Annotated in this window: 21 protein-coding genes; 8 read left to right on the top strand and 13 right to left on the bottom strand. The window is 68.7% G+C overall.

The window, feature by feature from the left end; all coding sequences use genetic code 11:
• The first annotated feature begins 22 nt into the window (after window positions 1-22).
• Both PW843_13330 and PW843_13325 read left to right on the top strand, forming a co-directional pair.
• Window positions 23-2,776: a hypothetical protein gene (locus PW843_13330; protein ID MDE1147578.1), complete on the top strand. Its 2,754-nt coding sequence runs from the start codon at window positions 23-25 to the stop codon at window positions 2,774-2,776.
• Between the two features lie 66 nt (window positions 2,777-2,842).
• Window positions 2,843-3,670 carry an aldo/keto reductase gene (locus PW843_13325; protein MDE1147577.1) on the top strand — a complete coding sequence of 276 codons (828 nt, stop codon included), beginning with the start codon at window positions 2,843-2,845 and terminating at the stop codon, window positions 3,668-3,670.
• Here PW843_13325 and PW843_13320 read toward each other — a convergent pair.
• The 4 genes from PW843_13320 to fliI form a co-directional block, all read right to left on the bottom strand.
• Entirely contained in the window at window positions 3,667-4,056 is a 390-nt protein-coding gene (locus PW843_13320; protein ID MDE1147576.1) for a hypothetical protein, read from the bottom strand. The two genes, PW843_13325 and PW843_13320, sit on opposite strands and share 4 nt — an antisense overlap.
• 101 nt (window positions 4,057-4,157) lie before the next feature.
• A complete protein-coding gene (locus PW843_13315; GenBank protein ID MDE1147575.1) occupies window positions 4,158-4,343 on the bottom strand; it encodes a hypothetical protein in 186 nt (61 codons plus the stop codon).
• A 235-nt stretch (window positions 4,344-4,578) separates the two neighbouring features.
• A complete protein-coding gene (locus tag PW843_13310) occupies window positions 4,579-5,013 on the bottom strand; it encodes a flagellar FliJ family protein (GenBank protein ID MDE1147574.1) in 435 nt (144 codons plus the stop codon).
• 11 nt (window positions 5,014-5,024) lie between these two features.
• Window positions 5,025-6,371, bottom strand: a complete 1,347-nt coding sequence (fliI, locus tag PW843_13305) for a flagellar protein export ATPase FliI (protein ID MDE1147573.1) — start codon at window positions 6,369-6,371, stop codon at window positions 5,025-5,027.
• A gap of 209 nt (window positions 6,372-6,580) precedes the next feature.
• Between fliI and PW843_13300 the strand changes: the two genes are divergently transcribed.
• Window positions 6,581-7,282 carry a response regulator transcription factor gene (locus tag PW843_13300; GenBank protein ID MDE1147572.1) on the top strand — a complete coding sequence of 234 codons (702 nt, stop codon included), beginning with the start codon at window positions 6,581-6,583 and terminating at the stop codon, window positions 7,280-7,282.
• Window positions 7,283-7,348: 66 nt separating this feature from the next.
• Here PW843_13300 and PW843_13295 read toward each other — a convergent pair whose 3' ends face one another.
• The gene (locus tag PW843_13295) at window positions 7,349-7,678 is read right to left on the bottom strand and encodes an acylphosphatase (GenBank protein ID MDE1147571.1); all 330 of its coding nucleotides are present in this window, start codon (window positions 7,676-7,678) and stop codon (window positions 7,349-7,351) included.
• 205 nt (window positions 7,679-7,883) lie between these two features.
• On the opposite strand from PW843_13295, the gene lepB reads away from it, so the two are divergent.
• From lepB to PW843_13280, 3 genes are all read left to right on the top strand, one after another.
• A complete protein-coding gene (gene lepB / locus PW843_13290) occupies window positions 7,884-8,630 on the top strand; it encodes a signal peptidase I (protein MDE1147570.1) in 747 nt (248 codons plus the stop codon).
• Between the two features lie 3 nt (window positions 8,631-8,633).
• Window positions 8,634-10,013 carry a tetratricopeptide repeat protein gene (locus tag PW843_13285; protein ID MDE1147569.1) on the top strand — a complete coding sequence of 460 codons (1,380 nt, stop codon included), beginning with the start codon at window positions 8,634-8,636 and terminating at the stop codon, window positions 10,011-10,013.
• Window positions 10,014-10,095: 82 nt separating this feature from the next.
• Window positions 10,096-11,622: an FAD-binding oxidoreductase gene (locus tag PW843_13280; GenBank protein ID MDE1147568.1), complete on the top strand. Its 1,527-nt coding sequence runs from the start codon at window positions 10,096-10,098 to the stop codon at window positions 11,620-11,622.
• Between the two features lie 6 nt (window positions 11,623-11,628).
• Here the strand turns inward: PW843_13280 and PW843_13275 are convergent, their stop codons facing one another.
• The 6 genes from PW843_13275 to PW843_13250 form a co-directional block, all read right to left on the bottom strand.
• Complete coding sequence (locus PW843_13275; GenBank protein ID MDE1147567.1) at window positions 11,629-11,928, bottom strand: SCP2 sterol-binding domain-containing protein; 300 nt, start codon at window positions 11,926-11,928, stop codon at window positions 11,629-11,631.
• A gap of 101 nt (window positions 11,929-12,029) precedes the next feature.
• Window positions 12,030-12,728, bottom strand: a complete 699-nt coding sequence (locus tag PW843_13270; protein MDE1147566.1) for an ATPase — start codon at window positions 12,726-12,728, stop codon at window positions 12,030-12,032.
• Between the two features lie 14 nt (window positions 12,729-12,742).
• On the bottom strand, window positions 12,743-13,417 hold the full coding sequence (locus PW843_13265) for an HAD-IA family hydrolase (GenBank protein ID MDE1147565.1): 675 nt from the start codon (window positions 13,415-13,417) through the stop codon (window positions 12,743-12,745).
• Window positions 13,418-13,428: 11 nt separating this feature from the next.
• Window positions 13,429-14,442: an RluA family pseudouridine synthase gene (locus PW843_13260; protein MDE1147564.1), complete on the bottom strand. Its 1,014-nt coding sequence runs from the start codon at window positions 14,440-14,442 to the stop codon at window positions 13,429-13,431.
• On the bottom strand, window positions 14,439-14,819 hold the full coding sequence (gene crcB, locus PW843_13255; protein MDE1147563.1) for a fluoride efflux transporter CrcB: 381 nt from the start codon (window positions 14,817-14,819) through the stop codon (window positions 14,439-14,441). Before crcB ends, PW843_13260 begins: the two co-directional genes overlap by 4 nt.
• Window positions 14,816-15,745: a hypothetical protein gene (locus PW843_13250; GenBank protein MDE1147562.1), complete on the bottom strand. Its 930-nt coding sequence runs from the start codon at window positions 15,743-15,745 to the stop codon at window positions 14,816-14,818. The genes crcB and PW843_13250 overlap by 4 nt, the downstream gene beginning before the upstream one ends.
• Before the next feature lie 177 nt (window positions 15,746-15,922).
• Here PW843_13250 and PW843_13245 point away from each other — a divergent pair, with 177 nt between their 5' ends.
• Window positions 15,923-16,432, top strand: a complete 510-nt coding sequence (locus tag PW843_13245) for a hypothetical protein (GenBank protein ID MDE1147561.1) — start codon at window positions 15,923-15,925, stop codon at window positions 16,430-16,432.
• Between the two features lie 18 nt (window positions 16,433-16,450).
• On the opposite strand, the gene PW843_13240 is transcribed toward PW843_13245, so the two are convergent.
• Entirely contained in the window at window positions 16,451-16,984 is a 534-nt protein-coding gene (locus PW843_13240) for a heme-degrading domain-containing protein (protein ID MDE1147560.1), read from the bottom strand.
• A gap of 36 nt (window positions 16,985-17,020) precedes the next feature.
• Window positions 17,021-17,299, bottom strand: a complete 279-nt coding sequence (locus tag PW843_13235) for a type II toxin-antitoxin system ParD family antitoxin (protein ID MDE1147559.1) — start codon at window positions 17,297-17,299, stop codon at window positions 17,021-17,023.
• A 194-nt stretch (window positions 17,300-17,493) separates the two neighbouring features.
• Between PW843_13235 and PW843_13230 the strand changes: the two genes are divergently transcribed.
• The gene (locus tag PW843_13230; protein ID MDE1147558.1) at window positions 17,494-19,284 is read left to right on the top strand and encodes a tetratricopeptide repeat protein; all 1,791 of its coding nucleotides are present in this window, start codon (window positions 17,494-17,496) and stop codon (window positions 19,282-19,284) included.
• The last annotated feature ends 6 nt before the right edge of the window (window positions 19,285-19,290 follow it).

Below are 19,290 nucleotides of genomic sequence, written 5' to 3'. Positions count from 1 at the left end.
CGGAGGGGATGGGTCGCTATCCATGAGCAACATCCCCGCCCCGTCCGTGCCGACCGGGAACGCCGCCCAGGCGGGGGCGGGCGCCGGGGCGTCCGTTGTCGGCCAGGTGACGGTGCTGCAACTGCCCGACAAGCTGGCCGGCCTGACGCGAGCCTTGGCCGTCAGCGGCATGGTGACGGACCAGCAGGGCAACCAGGCCACCGTGCGCACCGCCGCCGGCGACGTGCAGGTGCGCACGGAGCAGGCGCTGCCCACCGACCGGCCGCTGACCCTGCAAATCCCGGCGCAGACGACGGGTGCCGCCACCACCGCCACGGTGCTGGCGCAGGCGGCGGCCACCCAGACGCCAGCCACCAGCGGCAATACTCAGCAGACGGCAGCCACCGCCCAGGCGCAACCCCAAACCCAGGTTCCGGCCCAGGCGACCGTGCCGCAGCCGGCGGCCAGCCTGCCGACGCTGCAAGTGGGCACCACGCTGGCCGCCGTGATGCTGAGCCCACCGCCGGCCAGCACCAGCCAAAGCGCGCCGACAACCGCCGCCACCGCCAATCCATCGACGATCAGTCAAGGCTTGGGCCTGGGTCTTATCGTCGGCGCCCAGGGCGACACCGGCGACCAACCCGACCTGACCGACGACACGCCGCGGCAATCCAACAGCCAGACACCGACGCCGCCCGCCAATTCCAGCGCCAGTTCCGGCGCATCCACCAGCCAAGGCGGCGCCCCCCCCGCGGCAGGGCTACCGGCCCTCACAAGTGATGTGCTGGCCAACGCCACGGACGGCCTGACGCCCAGCCCGGCAGACGACAACCCACCGTCGCTGGCCGACCTGTTGCCCGACCTGTTGCCCAGCGGCGGGCAGGCAGCCACCGGGACCAAGCCCGGCCTGGGCGTGCCCGCCAACTTCGGGCCCTCTACGCCCACGCCGGCCCCGACGAACTCTTCGCCCACCAGCACGCTGCCGCCGGCGTCCCCGCCCATGGTGACACCGGACGACCTGGCGTCCGCCGCGCCATCAACCTCTCCACAAGCCGCACCGACCACCACATCCCCGGCGGCGACGGCGCAAACGCCGCCCCAAGTCCCGGCACCGCCCATTGGCCGCGCCGCGGCGCTGTTGGCGGCGCTGGGTGATCCAGGCCTGCTGCCCGACCTGGCGGCCAAATCCGCCGCCGCCAACGCCGCCACGGCCGGCACGCCGTCCAGCGCATCCGGCCTGGTCCGGCCGGTGGTGGATGAGACGCCCTTCGTCCCGGGCAGCCTGTTCCTGAACGCCCGCCCCGGCTTCGTGCGAACCGGCCTGCCCTCCGGCACCACCGCCCCTTTTTCCCCCGTTCCGGCAAGCGGCACGCCGTCCCCAGCCACCATGACGCCCGCCGGACCGGGTGCCACAACCCCAGGCACGGTTCCCGCCATGCCATCGATGGGGGCGCCCAACCCGACACCGGGGGCGTTCCCGATCAACGCGTCCCCGCCTGGCGCTTCACCGCCCGCTTCGCCGCCCTTGGCCATGCCCACCGGCCAAGGCGGTCCGTCGCCGGCCATGGGTGGCGGCACGCCGCTTTCAGGGGCGGCACCCGATCCGTCCTCCCCCCAGGGCGCCAACGTGCCCCGGGGGCTCGGCATGACGCCGGCCGTCAGCATGTTGCCCGGCGCCCTGGCGCCCCAGGCGGCGGCACTCACGGACGCCACCGGCCCGACCGCGACGGCGGCACCCGCCGCCGGTGCCTACACCTCCCCCCTGCACGCGCCGGCCAATCCCAGCCCAGGCCAGACCCTCAGCTTCACCCTGGTCTCCATCCAGCGGCCGGATGCGGCCGTGCCGACCCCGGAGATGGCGACCGACCCGGCCCAGCCGGACACCGCCCTGCCGCCCATCCTGGCACCCAAGGACCAGCCCCCCGCCCTGGCCACCATCAAGGGCACCGTGGTCGCCCTGACCCGATCAGGCCAGCCGGTGGTGGAGACGCCCCGGGGGACCTTCCTGCTGCAGGCCCGCACCGACCTGCCCGTCGGCACCAAGGTGGAACTGGCCCCCGCCGCCGCCCCGGCGCAGGATCTGGATGCCGTGCCGCCCGCCGTCGATCCGCTGCGCGGCCGCGACTGGCCGGCGCTGCGCGAGGCCCTGGCCGTCATCGCCGCCAGCAACCCCGCCCTGGCCCACCAGCTGATCGACAGCGTGCTGCCCCGCCCCACGCCGCAGTTGACCAAGACGCTGGTGGTGTTCCTGGCGGCCTTGCGTGGTGGCGACGCCAGCGGCTGGCTGGGGGGCGAGGCCATGTCCACCCTGAGCAAGGCCGGACGCGGCCGCCTGTCCGCCCGGCTGACGGACGACTTCAACAGCATCGCCGCCCAGGCGGCGGAGCCCAGCAAGGAGGGATGGCGCACCTACGCCGTGCCCTTCGGGGATGAGGTGGGGCGCCTGCAGGTCCATGTCCGCGCCGTGAACGACGAGGATGAGGATGAAGAGGCCGCCGTCAGCGGCCCCCGGCCGCCCAAGGTCCTGCGCCGTTTCCTGATCGACCTGCAACTGTCCCAGCTAGGCGCCATGCAGCTGGACGGCCTGATCTGGACGGGCCGGTTCGACATGGTGATCCGCACCCGCAAGCTGCTGCCCAGCGATCTGACGCGGGAACTGCACAGCATCTACAGCAACAGCCTGATGGCTGTGGGTTATAGCGGCACCCTGGCGTTCCAGACGGGCGCCCACGGCTGGGTCGAGCATGCCCAGCAGCAGGCGTCCGGCGGCGGCGTCATGCCGGCGACCCGTATCTAAGGGCCCTTGCCCCTCAGACCAGGCGAACCATCTTGGTTAAGATTTCCAGCCAGGCCGGATCCGCGCATGACCGAGCAACCCACCCTGATCCTGAACGACGGCCATGCCATGCCCCAGCTGGGCCTGGGCGTCTGGCCCATGCCGGATGCCCAATGCACCCCGGCCGTGGCCATCGCGCTGGAGGCGGGCTATCGCCTGGTGGACACGGCCGCCATCTACCGCAATGAACCGGGTGTGGGCGCCGGCCTGCGGCGCACAGCCATCCCCCGCGGCAAAATCTTCATCACCACCAAGCTGTGGAACGACGGCCACGGGACGGCGCGGCCGGCGGCGGCGTTGGACGAAAGCCTGGGCCGGCTGGGCCTGGATGCCGTGGACCTCTACCTCATCCACTGGCCCACCCCGGCCATGAACCGCTATGTGGAAACCTGGCGGGCGCTGATCGGCCTGCGTGACGGCGGCAAGGCGCGGTCCATCGGCGTGTCCAACTTCACGCCCCTTCAGCTGACCCGCCTGATGGACGAAACGGGCGTGGTCCCGGCGGTGAACCAGGTGGAACTGCACCCCCGCTTCCAACAGCGCGAACTACGCGCCTTCCACGCCGACCACGGCATCGCCACCCAGTGCTGGAGCCCCCTGGGCCAGGGCCGTTTGCTGGACGATCCGGTGTTGCGCGACATCGCCCACAAGCACGAACGCACGCCGGCGCAGATCGCACTGCGCTGGCACCTGGATTTGGGCCTCAGCCCCATCCCCAAATCGGCCACCGCCCACCGCATCCGCGAGAACATCGCGATTTTCGACTTCCGCCTTGATGAGGCCGACCACGCCCGCATCGCCGGCCTGGACGATCCCAGGGGCCGCCTGGGGCCCCACCCCGACGATTTCAATTAGTTACTGGCGAACGGCAGTTCCGGACCCGACAGGTAGACCGAGGTGGTGGCGGAGGTATGCACCCGGGCCTGGCCCGACCGGTCGAGCACCCAATTATAGGTCTCACCCTTGGTCGTGGTCAGGGTGCCCTTGGCGAAACAGCTGGTCTGCCCGACGTCCTGACGCCAGGCCTGCACGCCAACCTCATTCGCCTGACGGAACCAGTGGAGCAGCGCCTCACCGGAAAGGCGGAAGTGGGCGCATTTCTCCGGTGTCTCGGCACCGCCCGACTGGCCACCCCACAGGCCGTCCTTCTCGACATGCACGCCGCGCACGGTGAAGGACGTGGGCTTGGCCTCCGCCCCGGCGCACGCCAACACCACCAGAATCCCACACACCCATTTCATCACGCCACCCTCCGGCCACCAACCCGCTGTCCTTCTTGTCACGGGTTTCGCGCCGGAAGTCGTCCCCCTTTCGCCCGGCGTGACGCTGGGCCGCAAGGTTGTCACCGGGCATCAAAGGGCAGTTCGGCCCCCGAGAGATAGGCCGAGACCTCACCCGAAACATGGACCTGCCCCCGGCCCGACCGATCCAGGTCCCAGGTGTAGGTCTTTCCATCCGCCGTGGTCAGCGTGCCCTTGGCGAAGCACTGGGTCCAATCCAGTTCCTCCCGCCAGGCATGCTCGGTCACTTCCTTCGCCTTGGCGAACCAGCGCGTGGCCGCCCTGTCGGTCAGGTGGAAGCGGGCGCAGGTCTCGCGCGTCTCGTCCCCATCCGACTTTTCCTACCAGATGCCGGCCTGATCGACATGCACGCTCCTGATGGCGAAGGAGACGGGTTTGACACGGACACAGGCCGGGGCGGCCGCGCACGACAGCAGTATCAGAAGGGTCGGAAACCTCACCATTACGCGGACTCCGTCCGGTTCACTCCTCGCCGAAATCGCCCTCGTGCTGGCGCGTGTGGCGCTGGGCGGCGATCTCATCCAGCATCAGGGCCTCCTTGCGGGCGAACTCGGCCTTCTCCTGGCGGATGCGTTCCTCCTCCGCCAGCTCGAAGCGCTTCAGTTCCTGGAAGGCGGTGGCCAGTTCCTCCTCCGCCTCCACGATCAGGGCATGCAACTGGTGCTTGGCCTGTTCCAGGGCATTGCGCTGGATCTTGGCCTGCTTCAGGTAGGCGGCGATGGTGAAGGACAGGTCCAGCGAGGTGCCGGACAGCTTGCGCTCGACCTCCACCTGTTCCTCGAACTGGCGGCGGCGTTCCGTCAGTTCCTCCTCCCGCTCACGCAACTGCGTCAGGCGGCGGCGCTTTTCGTCCACCTCGTTCTTGTGCAGCCGGATCAGGGTCTTCAGGCTTTTCATCGCCCGCTACCTCAGCCGATGGGCCAACTGGCGCCGTTCAGGATGGCCTGCAATTGCGCGTAGCCGGTGGCAAGGTCGCTGCGTTCGTGCCGGCCTTGGCGCAAGAAACCCTCGATATGCGGGTTCAGTTCGATGGCGCGGTCCACCATGGGGTCGCTGCCCTTGCGGTAGGCGCCCAGGCGGATCATCTCCTCCATATCCGCGTAGGAGGACATGAAGCGCCGCGCGGCGGTGACCAGCTGGTTCTCCTCCTCCGTGTTGCAGTCGGGCATGGTGCGCGACACGCTGCGCAGGATGTTGATGGCGGGAAAACGCCCGCGCTCCCCGATGCGGCGTTCCATGACGATGTGGCCGTCCAGGATGCCGCGCACGGCGTCGGCGATGGGCTCGTTATGGTCGTCGCCGTCGACCAGCACGGTGAACAGGCCGGTGATGGTACCGTCGCCCGCGCCCGGCCCCGCGCGTTCCAGCAGGCGGGGCAGTTCGGCGAACACGGTGGGCGGATAGCCCTTGGTGGTCGGCGGCTCCCCCGCCGACAGGCCGATCTCGCGCTGGGCCATGGCGAAGCGGGTGACACTGTCCATCATGCACAGCACGTCCTGGCCCTGGTCGCGGAAATGCTCCGCCACCGCGAAGGTCATATAGGCCGCTTGGCGGCGCATCAGCGGCGGCTCGTCACTGGTGGCCACCACCACCACGCTGCGGGCCAGGCCTTCCTCGCCCAGGTCGTCCTCGATGAACTCCTGCACCTCGCGCCCGCGTTCGCCGATCAGCCCGATGACGGTGACGCCGGCGGCAGTGTAGCGCGCCAGCATGGACATCAGCACCGACTTGCCGACGCCGGAACCGGCGAAGATGCCCATGCGCTGCCCGCGGCAGCAGGACAGGAAGGTGTTCATGGCGCGGACGCCCAGGTCGATCTTCTCCCCCACCCGCTTGCGCGTGCTGGCCTGGGGCGGGGCGGCCTTGATGGGATTGCCCAGCGGCCCCATGGGCAGAGGGCCCTTACCGTCCAGCGGTTCGCCCAGGGCGTTGATCACCCGACCCAGCCAGGCCGGCGTGGGATGGATTTCCGGCTGGCCTTCCGCCACCTCCGCCCGGCAGCCCAGGCCGATATCCTCCAGCGTGCCGAAGGGCAGCAGCAGGGCCTTGCCATTGCGGAAGCCCACCACCTCGCACGGCACGGCGCGCCCCCCGCGCGAGATGACGCGGCAGCGCCCGCCGATGGACAGGCGGCGCTCCACCCCGCCGACCTCCACCAGCATGCCCAGCACAGATGACACACGCCCAAAGATCTTGAAGGGGGTGATCGCGTCGATCTCGGGGATCAGAACGCTGGGATCGTGCAACAGGACCATGGGCGACACCCTTAACATCCACCAAAATCAAGCCGTTACGGCCCCGGAACGCTTATCACGGCGCACACGCCGGAAGGTCGCGCCCACAACGGGTGGGCTAGCTAAAGGATAGCCTTACCCGCGTAGCATAATGCCGCAGCATCTGTTAACCTAGTCGGCAGTTAATGTCCCGCGCCCTTGAGACTACACCTCTTTCAAGGAAGACGCCCATGAGAGTGCTGGTCGTAGAAGACGATCCCTCAATGGCCAAGAGCATCCAACTGATGCTCAAGTCCGAAGGTTTTATCGTGGACATCACCGATCTCGGCGAAGATGGGCTGGAGATCGGGAAGCTCTATGATTACGACATCATCATCCTGGACCTGATGCTGCCCGACATCGACGGGTATGAGGTCCTGCGCCGCCTGCGGTCCGCCCGCGTGGCTACCCCCATCCTGATCCTGTCGGGTCTGACGGAACTGGACGCCAAGCTGAAGGGCCTGGGCTTCGGGGCCGACGACTATCTGACCAAGCCCTTCGACAAGCGCGAACTGCTGGCCCGCATGCAGGCCATCGTCCGCCGCAGCAAGGGTCATTCCGACAGCGTCATCCGCACCGGCCCGCTGACCGTGAACCTGGACACCCGTTCGGTGGAGGTCGGCGGCCAGCCCCTGCACCTGACGGGCAAGGAATACGGCATCCTGGAACTGCTCTCGCTGCGCAAGGGCACCACCCTGACGAAGGAGATGTTCCTGAACCATCTCTACGGCGGGATGGATGAGCCGGAACTGAAGATCATCGACGTCTTCGTCTGCAAGCTGCGCAAGAAGCTGGCGCAGGCCACGGACGGCAGCAACTACATCGAAACCGTCTGGGGCCGCGGCTACGTGCTGCGCGATCCCAACGAAGCCCGGCAACAGGCGGCGGTCTGAGTTTTTCTTGTTCCGCACACGTCGGCACCTTCCTCAACGGCACGGGCTTTCCCGTGCCGTTGGTCTTTATACGGTCGGCAGCTTGTGGAATCCGGTAGCGCCGGGGTCGGCAACCGGCTTCGCGTCCACGTCCGTCACCACCGCGTGCGGTGGCCCGCGCCGGCAGCGGGTGACCATGTCCGCCACCGCGTGCGGCGTGCCGGCGAACACCGCCTCCACCGTACCGTCGTTGCGGTTGCGCACCCAGCCGTCCAGCCCCAGGCCCAGCGCCTGGTCCACCGTCCAGTTGCGATAGAACACACCCTGCACCCGGCCATGCAGGGTGACGTGCGTCGCGATGCGGCTGGCACCGTCGGGATGGATGGGCCTGGATTCAGGGATGGTGGGGTCAGGCATGGCGGCAAGGCTCCGGATCGGTCAGCGCCGCAACGGTATAGCGGCACCTCGGCCTAGCGCCAACGCCGCCGCGGGGCCGACGGTTCCGGCACATGATCGCCAACGGTATCATGGACAAGGATGGGGTCGCTGGCCCATCATCCACGCTGTGGTTGCCGGCCGCTGGATCGTGGCAACCGATGGATGGCCTTTGGGGAGAAAACGCATGCGGCGCGCACTGGAATGGGGACGGTTCCTGCTGATCTGGGCGGTCTGCGTGCTGTCTTTCCGAAGCCTGGCCTTCGCCAATTACTACGTCCCATCGGAAAGCATGCTGCCCACCCTGGCGGTGGGGGATCATTTCTTCGCCGCCAAATACGCCTATGGCTACAGCCGCCACTCAACGGACATCGCGCTGCCCGCCGGCCTCGTTCCCAATGGCCGCGTGCTGGGCTCCCTGCCCCGGCGGGGCGATATCGTCGTGCTGAAGCCCGAGGGCACCCGTGACGCACTGGTCAAGCGCGTCATCGGCCTGCCGGGCGACACGGTGCAACTGGTCCATGGCCGCCTGGTGCTGAACGGGGCGCTGGTGGCCCGCCATGAAACCGGCGCCTATGATTACCGGGACGACCAGGGCCGGGTGATGCACGTCACCGAATATGTCGAGGAACTGCCGGCCGATGACGGCACGCTGGCATCCCACGCCGTCCTACAGCGCGACCGTGAAGTGCCGGCCGACAATACCGGTGTCTATACCGTGCCCGCCGGCGCCGTCTTCCTGATGGGCGACAACCGCGACAACAGCCAGGATAGCCGCTTCCCCTATCCCGACCTGGGCTTCGTGCCCCTGGACCGGGTGGTGGGACGGGCGGAGTTCACAGCCTATACCAATCACTTCTGCAAGGCGGGCGATGGCCTGGCCTGCCCCGGCGGTGATTGGACCCATCGTTTCGGCCACAGCCTGACGCCCTGATCCATGGCCAAGCCCCCGCCGAAATCCGCCGCCAAGCCCGCCACGCCCGCAGCCCCCGCCATCTCGGCGCAAGAGTTGTTCGCCATCGGCGTGGACCACCAGAACAACGGCCGCTGGGCGGAGGCGGAGACCGTCTACCGCGATGTGGCGCGCCAGATGCCGCGCGCCTCGGCCGTGCATTGGAACCTGGGCACGGTGCGCAAGCATCTGGGCCTATGGAAAGAGGCGCTGGACGCCTTCCGCAAGGCCGTCAGCCTGGACCCCACCTGGCGCGGCCGCGACTTCAACATCGGCCTGTGCCACCAGAAGCTGGGCCATGCCAACGAGGCGGCGGAAAGTTTCGCCCGCGCCGTGGCGGCGGAACCGGACGACGCCATCAACCGCTTCAACCTGGCGGCATCCCTGCGTGACCTGGGCCGCCTGGCGGAGGCCGCGGTCCATGCCGAAGCCGCCCTGGATCTGAGGCCGGACTTCATCGAGGCGGAACTACAGCTGAACAAGCTGCGCACGGCGCTGACACCGCGCTGGCATGTTCCCATGATGAACGACGCGGCGCGCAACCGTGCCTATGAGGCGGCCATCCGCGCCGCCGTGCGACCCGGCGATTTGGTGCTGGAGATCGGCACCGGGTCCGGCATCCTGGCCATGATGGCCGCCCGCGCCGGGGCGGCCCATGTCTATACCTGCGAAGCGAACCCCGCCGTCGCCGAGGTGGCGCGCGGCATCATCGCCGCCAACGGCTATGCCGACCGCGTCACCGTCATCGCCAAGCCATCGACGGCCCTGGCCGCGGGCGTGGACCTGCCCCGCCCGGCCGACCTGCTGCTGTCGGAGATCCTGTCCAGCGACCTGCTGTCGGAGCGGGTGCTGCCAACGGTGCGCGATGCCAAGGACCGCCTGCTGGCAACCGATGCCCGCATGATCCCCCAGGCGGGCGGCGTGCGCGCCCTGCTGGCCGACAGCCCGGTGCTGGAACGCACCTTCTTCGTGGATGAGGCCGCCGGTTTCGACCTGTCGGACTTCAACCGGCTGGCACCACGCGCCGTCCGGCTGGAGCGCGTGGTGGATTTCACCGCCCTGTCCGAGCCCTTCCAGGCCGTGGCGGTCGATTTAACCGATCCCCAGCCCGGCCGGCCCTGGCGGGGCGGCCTGTCCCTGCCCGTCATCCGCGACGGCCGCGCCGTGGGCCTGCTGCAATGGATATGGCTGAAGCTGTGGGATGGGGTGGAGTTCGAGAACAGCCCCCTGACGCCAACCGACGCCTCGGGCTGGCAGGTGGGGCTGTACCTGCCGCGCCGGCCCATGGAACTGATGGCGGGCGATACGGTGGACGTCCAGGCCTTCCACGACGGGCACAATGTCTGGCTCAGCCTGAAGCGATAGGAATGGAAGGGCAAAGCCCCTTGCGCGACATATACAAATAGGAGAATAACTAGCCGCACTATACACATATGGAGTGTGGCAAATGGTGTTCGAAACAGCGACGGCCCGGCGGTCGATCCTGAAGGGGCTGGGCGCCCTGGTGGTGGGGGCCAGCCTGCCGGCCAAGGCGCAGCAGCTGTTGGCCGACCCGGGCGTGGAACTGCATCCGCTGCCCCGCGTGCTGAGCAAAGGGGCGTGGTCCGACCTGGCGCGGGCGCTGACGGGCGACCTGGTGCTGCCCAACGACGCCTATTTCGGCAATTACTCCCAGGTCAACAATCTGTCCTACTCCCAGCGCCCGGCCGCCATCGCACGCTGCCAAAACGACGCCGACGTCAGCGCCTGTCTGAAATGGGCACAGAACACCAACACCCCCTTCGCCGTTCGCTCCGGCGGCCATAACTACGCCGGCTTCTCCACCACCTCGGGCCTGCTGATCGACATGTCGCCCATGGCCAAGATCAAGGTGGATGGCGACCGCGTCATCATCCAGGGCGGCACCATCAACGTGGCGGTCTATCGGGCGCTTGAACGCATGGGCCGCACCATCACCCACGGCCGATGTGAAGGCGTGGGCGCCGCCGGCTTCCTGCTGGGCGGCGGCGTCGGCTTCAACATGCGACGCTACGGCATCGGGTCGGACCTGCTGCGCTCCACCGACCTGGTGCTGGCCGGTGGCGAGAAGGTGACCGCCAGCGCCACCACCAATCCCAAGCTGCTGTGGGCCTGCCAGGGCGGCGGCGGCGGCAATTTCGGTGTCAACACCAGCTTCACGCTCCAGACCTACGACGTGAAGTCCGTCACGGTGTTCATCCTGACCTGGAGCAAGAACCAGGAACGGGTGCTGTACGAACTGCTGCATCGCCTGCAGGAGGCCCCCACCAGCTTCGGCTGCAAGATAAACGTCACCCCGCCCACGCCGGAGCAACGGGCCCAGGGCAACGACCTGGTCGTTTCCGTCATGGGGCAAATTCATACGGGAACGAAGGGAACACCATCCCTGAAGGAACTGTTCGGCAACCTGCTGGAGCAGGCGGACCATCCCCGCCAGATCGAAACCGACCTGCCCTACTGGGAAGGGCAGGACTTCCTCTCCGAAGAGGCTTTCCCCTATTTTTACCGGGAGCAATCGGTCTTCCTGAAGACGGCGGACCTGACGGAAAAGGCGGTCGCGGACATGATGGCCGCCGCCCGGGCCATGCCGGGCACCAGCATGCCGTCGTCCTTCAAGTTCTTCCAAGTCGGCGGGGAAGTGAACAAGGTGAAGCCCACGGACACGGCCTTCGTCCACCGTGGCTTCGATTGGCTGTTTTCCAGCGAGGTCAACTGGTGGGAACTCAGGGACCCGCCCAGCCTGGTGTCGGACAACCTGGTCTGGCAGCAGCAGTTCTATGACAGTGTGCGCCGCCTGACGCCCATGGGCGGCGCCTACCAGAACTTCCCCGACCCGGCGCTGAAGGATTGGCAGAGCGCCTATTACGCCGAGAACTACGGCGACCTGCAAAAGGTGAAGAGGGATGTCGACCCCGGCGGGCTGTTCAAATTCGCCCAGGCGATCAAGCCGGCGTAGACCCGCTCAGTCATCCAGCATGGAGGCGAGCCTCATCGCGACGCCCATGTCACCCTGGACCTTCAGCTTGCCGAAGGTGAAGGCCAGGGTGGGGCTGAGCTTTCCTTCGCTGAGCTTCACGAAATCGGCCAGCGAGATTTTCAGCGTGGTGTTCACGTCCACCGGATCGCGCGACACGGTGGGCACCTTGGTCGCGTCCAGGAACAAGGCGCCATCGCCGCCGAAGTCGAACTTCACCTTGGCCCCCAGGCCGGTGAATTGGGACAGCGAGGCGCGCATCTTGGCTTCAAGCTGGTCGAAGGTCATGGGGGCAAGGGTCCTTATATGCAGGGCGGCGGAATCATTTCGCACCTGCATATAAGGGCGGTTCGTTTCCCCATTTCCAACCTTTTCCGTCACGCGGACGGTTAGGCCTTGATCAAGTCCAGGTAACGTAAACTGGCAACCAGGTCGGCCTTCAACCCGTCCCGCCGTTCCCGCGCCTCATCATCCTCGCCCCACTGCTCGATTTGGAACGACTCGTCGAGTTCGGCCAGGTCGAAGATCTGGGTGGCGTCTATGCGGCCCTCGAACGCGGCCAGGCCCAGCACCAGAGAACCGGTCAGCGACACCAGGTTCTGGACGCCGGTCAGTTGCCAGGCGTCCAGTTCCTCCAGCGCACGCTTCAGGGCGTTCAGCGCCGCCGGGTCCTGGGCGCGGTGCATGATGCCGGCGGTCACCTGCAGCAGCGCGTCGTAGCGCAGGGCCGCCCAATCCAGCAGCGGCTGCCAGCCCTTGGCCTGCCGCTCCACCAGGGCCGCCGGCTGGTCGGCGCGGTAACACAGCAGGTCGGTCCCGCCGTAAGCCGCCGTGCCGTCCAGGATGGTGGCCCGCTGTGGCCCCACCCGGTCGACGCAGGTGGAGGCCAATTGCATCATGGGCATGGTATCGGGCTTCACCGTCTCACCCTGGGCATCCCATTCGGCGGCGATGGCCTGGGCCAGCCCCTCGGTCGGCAGCACCAGGTCGGCCTTGGCCGGCGACCTCAGGATGCGGGCATCCAGTTGAACCTGCCAGCCGCCGTTTTCCGCCGGCACCACGGCCACCGTCTTGTAGATGCGCTTCATCGTCATTTTCCGTCTTAGGCAGGCACCAGGGCGGCCACCGCCGCCGGCACCTCGGCGTAATCATGGACCACGCGGGCGGCACCCGCCGCCAGCAGGTCCACCGGCGCGTGATAGCCCCAGGCCACGCCCAGGGCGCGGGTGCGGGCGTTGCGCGCCATCAGCATATCGTACGTGGTGTCGCCGATGACCACGGTGGTGCAGGGTTCCGCCCCCGCCTCGAAGATCGCGCGCAACGCCATGTCCGGCGCCGGCTTGCCGGGCGGCAGGTCGCTGGTCTGCAGGGTCACGAAGCGGTCGCTCAGGCCGTGATGCTCCAGCGTCGCCAGCAGGCCGCGGCGGGACTTGCCGGTGGCGACACCCAGCACGAAGCCCGCGGCATTCAGCGCATCGAGGGCCTGGACCAGGCCAGGGTACAGCGGCTCCGCCACGGCTCCGCGCGTGCGGTTCTCGAAGAAGGCGTCGCGGTAGGCGGCGGCGATCCCGTCCAGCACGTCCGGATCGACGCCCTCAGGCAGCAGGCCCCGGACAGCGGCGTCCAGCGACAGGCCCACCTGGCGCCGCACCGCCTCATCGGGCGGCGGCGCCAGGCCTTGAGCGCGGAATCCGGCGGCCATGGCGGCGATGATGGCATGCTGGCTGTCCACCAACGTGCCGTCACAATCGAACAGGGCCAGGCGGTTGGCGGCCACGATGCCCGCCTTTACGAATAGCTGGCGAACGGGTCGCCGTCTTTCATATCGAAACCGAAATATTCCCAGGTTTTCTGCATGTGCGGCGGCAGGGGGGCCGTCACGTCGATGGCTTTGCCGCCACGCGGGTTGGGAATGATGATGCGGCGGGCATGCAGGTGCAGCTGCCGGGCCAGTTCCGCACCGCCGGCCAGGAAGGCCTCCTGCCCCGCATACTTGCCGTCGCCCAGGATGGGCGTGCCGATGGCGATCATATGGGCGCGCAGCTGGTGGGTGCGGCCGGTCAGCGGCCACAGGGCGACGAAGGCGGCGTGGCGATGCGCATTCTCCACCACCTGGTACAGGGTGACGGCGCGCGCCCCCTCTTCCTCATCCACCGCCATGCGTTCGCCGCGCGTGCCGGCCTCTTTCGCCAGGGCGGCGTCGATCTTGCCCTGGTGCTGCTTGGGCACGCCGACGGTGACGGTCCAATAGTATTTACGGGCGTCCTTGCCCCGGAAGGACGCGGCCAGGCGCGTGGCGGCGAAGCTGGTGCGGGCCAGCACCAGGCAGCCGCTGGTGTCCTTGTCCAGGCGGTGGACCAGCTTGGGCCGTTCCTTGCCGTCGAACATCAGCACGTCCAGCATGGCGTCCAGGTGCTTGTTCTGGCCGGTGCCGCCCTGCACCGCCAGGCCGGCGGCCTTGTTCAGCACGATGACGTCGCTGTCGCGGTACAGCACCGCGTCGCGTAGCGCCTTCACCTCCTTGTCCGACAGGACGGGGCGCGGCTTGCGCGTCACGGCGTCCGGGTTCAGGGGGGCCAGTTCCGGCATGGGCGGAATGCGGACAGTCTGCCCGGCCGCCAGCCGGGTGGCACCCTTGGCGCGCCCGCCATCCACCCGCACCTGACCGGTGCGCAGCAGCTTTTCCACCTGGATATGACTCAGGAACGGGAAATGCCGCTTGAACCAGCGGTCCAGACGCATCTCCGCCTCATCGGCGGTCACCGATCGCATCTCGACCTTGCGGCCACCCTCTTCACTCATGACACCACCACACGTACCAGGGCCATGCCCAGAAACAGACTGCCGACGCCGACCACCAGCGTCGCCGCAAAATACACCAACGCCGGGGCGAAATCCCCACGCTCAACCAAGGTCCCCACGTCCAGCGAGAACGAGGAAAAGGTGGTGAACCCACCCAGCACCCCCACCGTCAGGAAGGTGCGGAACTCCGGCGACGGGCTCCACGCCTTGGCCGCTGCCTCCACCAGGATACCCATGACCAGCGATCCGGCCACGTTCACGAACAAGGTGCCCCAGGGGAAACCGTTGCCCAGCCAGCGGGCCAGCCAGACCTGCGACAGATACCGCATGACGGAGCCCAGGGCCCCACCCACCGCCACCGCGACGATCTGGTTCATGCGCCCTCCTCCGCGGTACCGGTGACACCGAAAATCCAGCCCTCGCGCCGGGCGGTGCCCGGGTCCAGCCCGATGGGCGCCCACACCGCGTCGCGTTCAGCCAGCCGCATCATGCCGGCGGCGGCGATCATCGCATCCCCGGCGTGGTCGTCAAAGGCCGGCGGCAGGTCCGGCGCCGCATGGCAGCCAAACCACGCCAAGGCCGCGTCCAGCATCACCCGATCGCGAATCTTGGCCAAGCCCACCGCCCGGCGGCGGAACAGGGTGGGAAATATCTCCGCCACCGCCGACCGGCCGTCCATTTGCGCACCCTCCGCCGGCCAGACGGCCAACGCATCGCCCAAGCGCCCCTTCAGATAGCGCAAGGACCGCATGCCCGCCAGCGACGCCTTGCCCACCTGCTTGGACGCCGCCGCCAGGTTGAAGACGGAAACGGGATGGCCCGCACCGGTGCGGGCGGAGACCAGCTCCACCAGCCGGCGCTTGCCGCCGCCCTCCTCATCCGTCCAGTGCGCCGGCCGCTTGCCCGCCAGCCAGAAGCTGGGCCCTAGGCGCGGGTCGGCCAGCGCTGGCGTGCCGCAGAAATCCTCCGCCCCCGGGCCGTCGCCGGCGGCCTGGTCCACCAAATCCCACAGGGCGAACACATCGCCCACGCCCGGAACGCGGCCATCCAGATAGCCCAAGCCAGGCACGAAGGGCAGGGAAAAACCGCAGTCGATTCCGATCAGTACGGTGCGGCCGGCGGCATGGGCGGCCCTGACCCGACCGGCCACCCAATCCATGGCCTGGCGCCGCGTCCAATGCCGGCCCGGCGGCGGGACCAGATGGATGCGGCCATCCGACGGCACACCATGGGCGATGGCGATTCCCCGGGCGGGCAAGGCGCCCGTCCAGTCGATGCCGACATAGTCGTCAAATGCCGCCATGCGTCCCCTTTGCCCCCGCCTGGAAATCGGTCCTAGACCCTTGGATACAATGACGCCCGTCACGCGCGGTACCACATGACGGTAGGGTTTTCGATTTCAACCACCCCATCCCCGCACTGTCTGCAACGGACGCGCGCAGGTATCGCGGGCAGGCAACAGTTGGCAGGAGCCCGCCACGTGTTAAGCTATATAACCGTCGCTGCGGAGATTTTTCCCGTGTTCGCCCGTATCTCCCCCTATCGCGTTCGTTCGTCCTCGGCTCTCCTGGGCCGGGCGGCGCTCGCCCTGACGGTCCTGGCCGCTCCGCTGGCGTTGGCGCCCGCGGCCTTCGCCCAGGCCAATGCCCAGCCTGGCGCGGCCGACGCCGCCAAGCCCGCTGCGGACAAGCCCGGCTTTGACAAGAACGGCCTGCCCACCACGGTGGTGAAGGCCCAGGTGGCGCCACCGCAGGATCCGGACGCCATCGCCCCGCCGCGCACCGAAGGCCCGGTGGACGAAATCATCGTGACGGCACCGCAGTTCGGCAACCGGGATGAGGTCGAAGCCTTCCATCGGGAAGAGTTCGATCGCCTGGACAAGATCTACGGCAAGCACGAGGAAAAGCGCAGCCGGGGCGACACCCTGACCAAGTCGCCGGAAAGCAACACGGGCACCACCCGTGACGGGCCCATAACCCTGGACCGCTAAGCGCTTAACGACAAAACCTCACGTCAACGCGATATCGCTGATGTCGTGCCCCAGCGTGTGGGCAAGTTCGGCCATGGCCAGGGTGTGGTCGTCGCGTTGCGGCAGGCCGGAAACGGTCAGCGCCCCGACGCAGCCCGTACCCGCCACCGTCAGCGGCACACTGCCGCCATGGGTAGCGTAGTCGCGCAGGGCCAGGCCGCTCTTGGCCTCCAGCGTCGTGCCCTTCTGCGTCAGTTCCAGCCCCACGGCATAGGAACTGCGGCCAAAGCGCAGCGCGACGTTGCGCTTGCGCCGCACCCAGTCGTCATGGTCGGCGGTGGCGCCATCCGACGCCCAGCGGAACAGCTGCCGCTGATGCAGGGAGATATCCACCACCAGCACCGTCTGTCGGCTCAGCGCCCACTCCCGCAAGCGGACGCCCAGCGCCCAGGCCTGCTCCGTCCCGAACCGGTCGAACACCAGGCGCTGTTCCTGGGCGGCGATGCGGCGCAAATCCTCATCAAACGACGGCGCGGCCGCGGTCATGGCGACGGTGGAATAGGGCTGGGTCACGGGCAGGAAACCTTGGGGTATCACGCGAAGAGGGGGTCAGACCGTGCTTTTCAGCCGCTGCACCTGATGGGCGCGAATGGCGTCGAAGGGGTCCTTGGCCGGAAGAATCGGGGACGGCATGTCCATCGCGGCGTCGCTCCCGGCCTGACACCCTGCCTGCCGCCACCGGTCCACGCTTCCGCGATCCTTCAGGGCGGCAAGGCCGGCCCGCAGCACATCGGCGACGGAAGCGTAAGCGCCTGCCGCCACCAGGGAATCGGCGTAGGCCGCCCATTCCGGCGACAGGGTGACCGAGCGTTTCACGATGTCGGGCATGTCGATGCGCTCCCCTAGAACGTCCAGGCCGCAGGATAGCCCAGGCGGAAGCGGGCAGACAACGCTATCCCGCTCCCCCAAGGCCGCCCTCACCGCCGCCGCCTATCCCACAGCGTCAGCCCACCGGGGTGGCCTATCCTTTGGTGGCAGGGTATTACTGGCCCATGGAGCAAGAGCGCACCCGGTCCCGGAGCATGCGTACCGTCGGTGAGGTTCTGGCGGTGGCGCTGGACCATCACCGGGCGGGCCGGCTGGCCGATGCCAGCGCGCTTTATTCCTCGCTGCTGGCGCAGGAGCCGGACCAGCCCGACGCCCTGCATCTGCTGGGTGTGGCCACCGCCCAGGCCGGCCGTGCCGCGGAGGCGGAACCGCTGATCGCGCGGGCCATCGCCCTGCACCCCGGCGTCGCCGATTATCACGCCAACCACGCCCAGGTGCTGGACACGCTGGGCCGGTCGGACGCGGCCTTGACCGCCTACACCCAGGCCCTGCGGCTCAACGCCGGCCACCCCGACGCGCTGCGCAACATGGCCCGCCTGCTGGCGCGGCTGGAGCGGGTGACGGCGGCGGCCGACGCCCTGCGCGCCCTGGTGGAACGCACCCCCGAGGATTTGCCCACGGTGGCGGAGCTGGCCCGCCTGTGCGAGCGGCTGGGCCGCCCGGCGGAGGCGGAGGGCTGGTACCGCCATATTCTGGACCGCGATCCCTTCAACACCCTGGCGCTGAACAACCTGGGCGAACTGCGCCGCCGCGCCGGCGACCCGGCCGCCGCCGTGGGTTTCCTGACCCGCGCCGTGGCCGCCGCCCCTGACGCCCCCCTGCCCCGCTGCGCCTTGGCCAACACCCTGACCAGCCTGTTCCGCTTCGAGGAGGCGGAGGAGCAGTTGCGTGAGGCGACGCGGCGCCGGCCCAACGCCATGCTGCCCCACCGGGATCTCGGCGTGCTGCTGCGCCTGCAAGGCCGCACGGCGGAGGCGCTGGACGCCTTTCGTCAGGCCGTGGCGCTGGTGCCGACCGAGCCCGCCGCCAATTTCGGTGCCGCCCTCTGCCTGCTGCGCCTGGGCCGTTATCGCGAGGGGTTCGACCAGTATCATTGGCGCTGGCCGTCGGCGGCCCGGCCGGCCAAGCACCAGGGACTGCCCGCCTGGCATCACGGCAACCCGGCGGGCCTGCGCCTGCTGGTGTGGCACGAGCAAGGGGTGGGCGACACGCTGATGTGCCTGCGCTTCCTGCCGCTGCTGGCCGCCGCCGGCGCCAAGCTGACCATCGAGGTGCCGGCCAGCCTGGCCCCCCTGGTGGCGGCCCAGGGCTATGGCGCCGTGGTGGTGGACGCGCAGACGCCGGCCCCCGGCTCAACCGCCGCCCCATCGCCGTGGGATGCCCAGGCGCCCATGATGGAACTGCCCGCCCGCTTCTGCCCCGACCCCGGCACCCTGCGCTGGTCCGGCCCCTATCTCAAGGTGGACCCCGGCCGCCGCACCCGCTGGACACAGATGCTGGGGCCCAAGCGGGCCTTGCGCGTCGGCCTGTTCTGGCAGGGCAATCCGGATTTCCCGGATGACCACTGGCGGTCCCCCGGCCTTATCCCCCTGCTGCCCCTGCTGGACGTGCCGGGGGTGGAATTCCTGTCCTTGCAGATGGGCCCGGCCAAGTCGGCCCTCACCGATCCGCGCATCCCCCCCGGCCGCATCCGCGACGCCGCCGCGTCCATCCGCGACTGGGCCGACACCGCGGCCCTGATCGCCGACCTGGATCTGGTCATCGGTTCCGACAGCGCCTGCATCCACCTGGCCGGCGCACTGGGCGTCCCCGCCTTCCTGCTGCTGTCCCCCACCACCGACTGGCGCTGGCACGACAGCGGCGACACCAGCCTGTGGTATCCGAGCCTGCGCCTGTTCCGGCAAAAGCGCCTGGGCGACTGGTCACACGCGGTGGCGGCGATGAAGACGGCGCTGGCGGAGCGGGTGGGGCAACGGAGCAACTGAGGGAAC

It is taken from the genome of Azospirillaceae bacterium (genome assembly GCA_028283825.1).
Taxonomy (GTDB): domain Bacteria; phylum Pseudomonadota; class Alphaproteobacteria; order Azospirillales; family Azospirillaceae; genus Nitrospirillum.
Note: the sequence above shows the minus strand (reverse complement) of the source record. Positions and strands in the feature narration are given on the sequence as shown.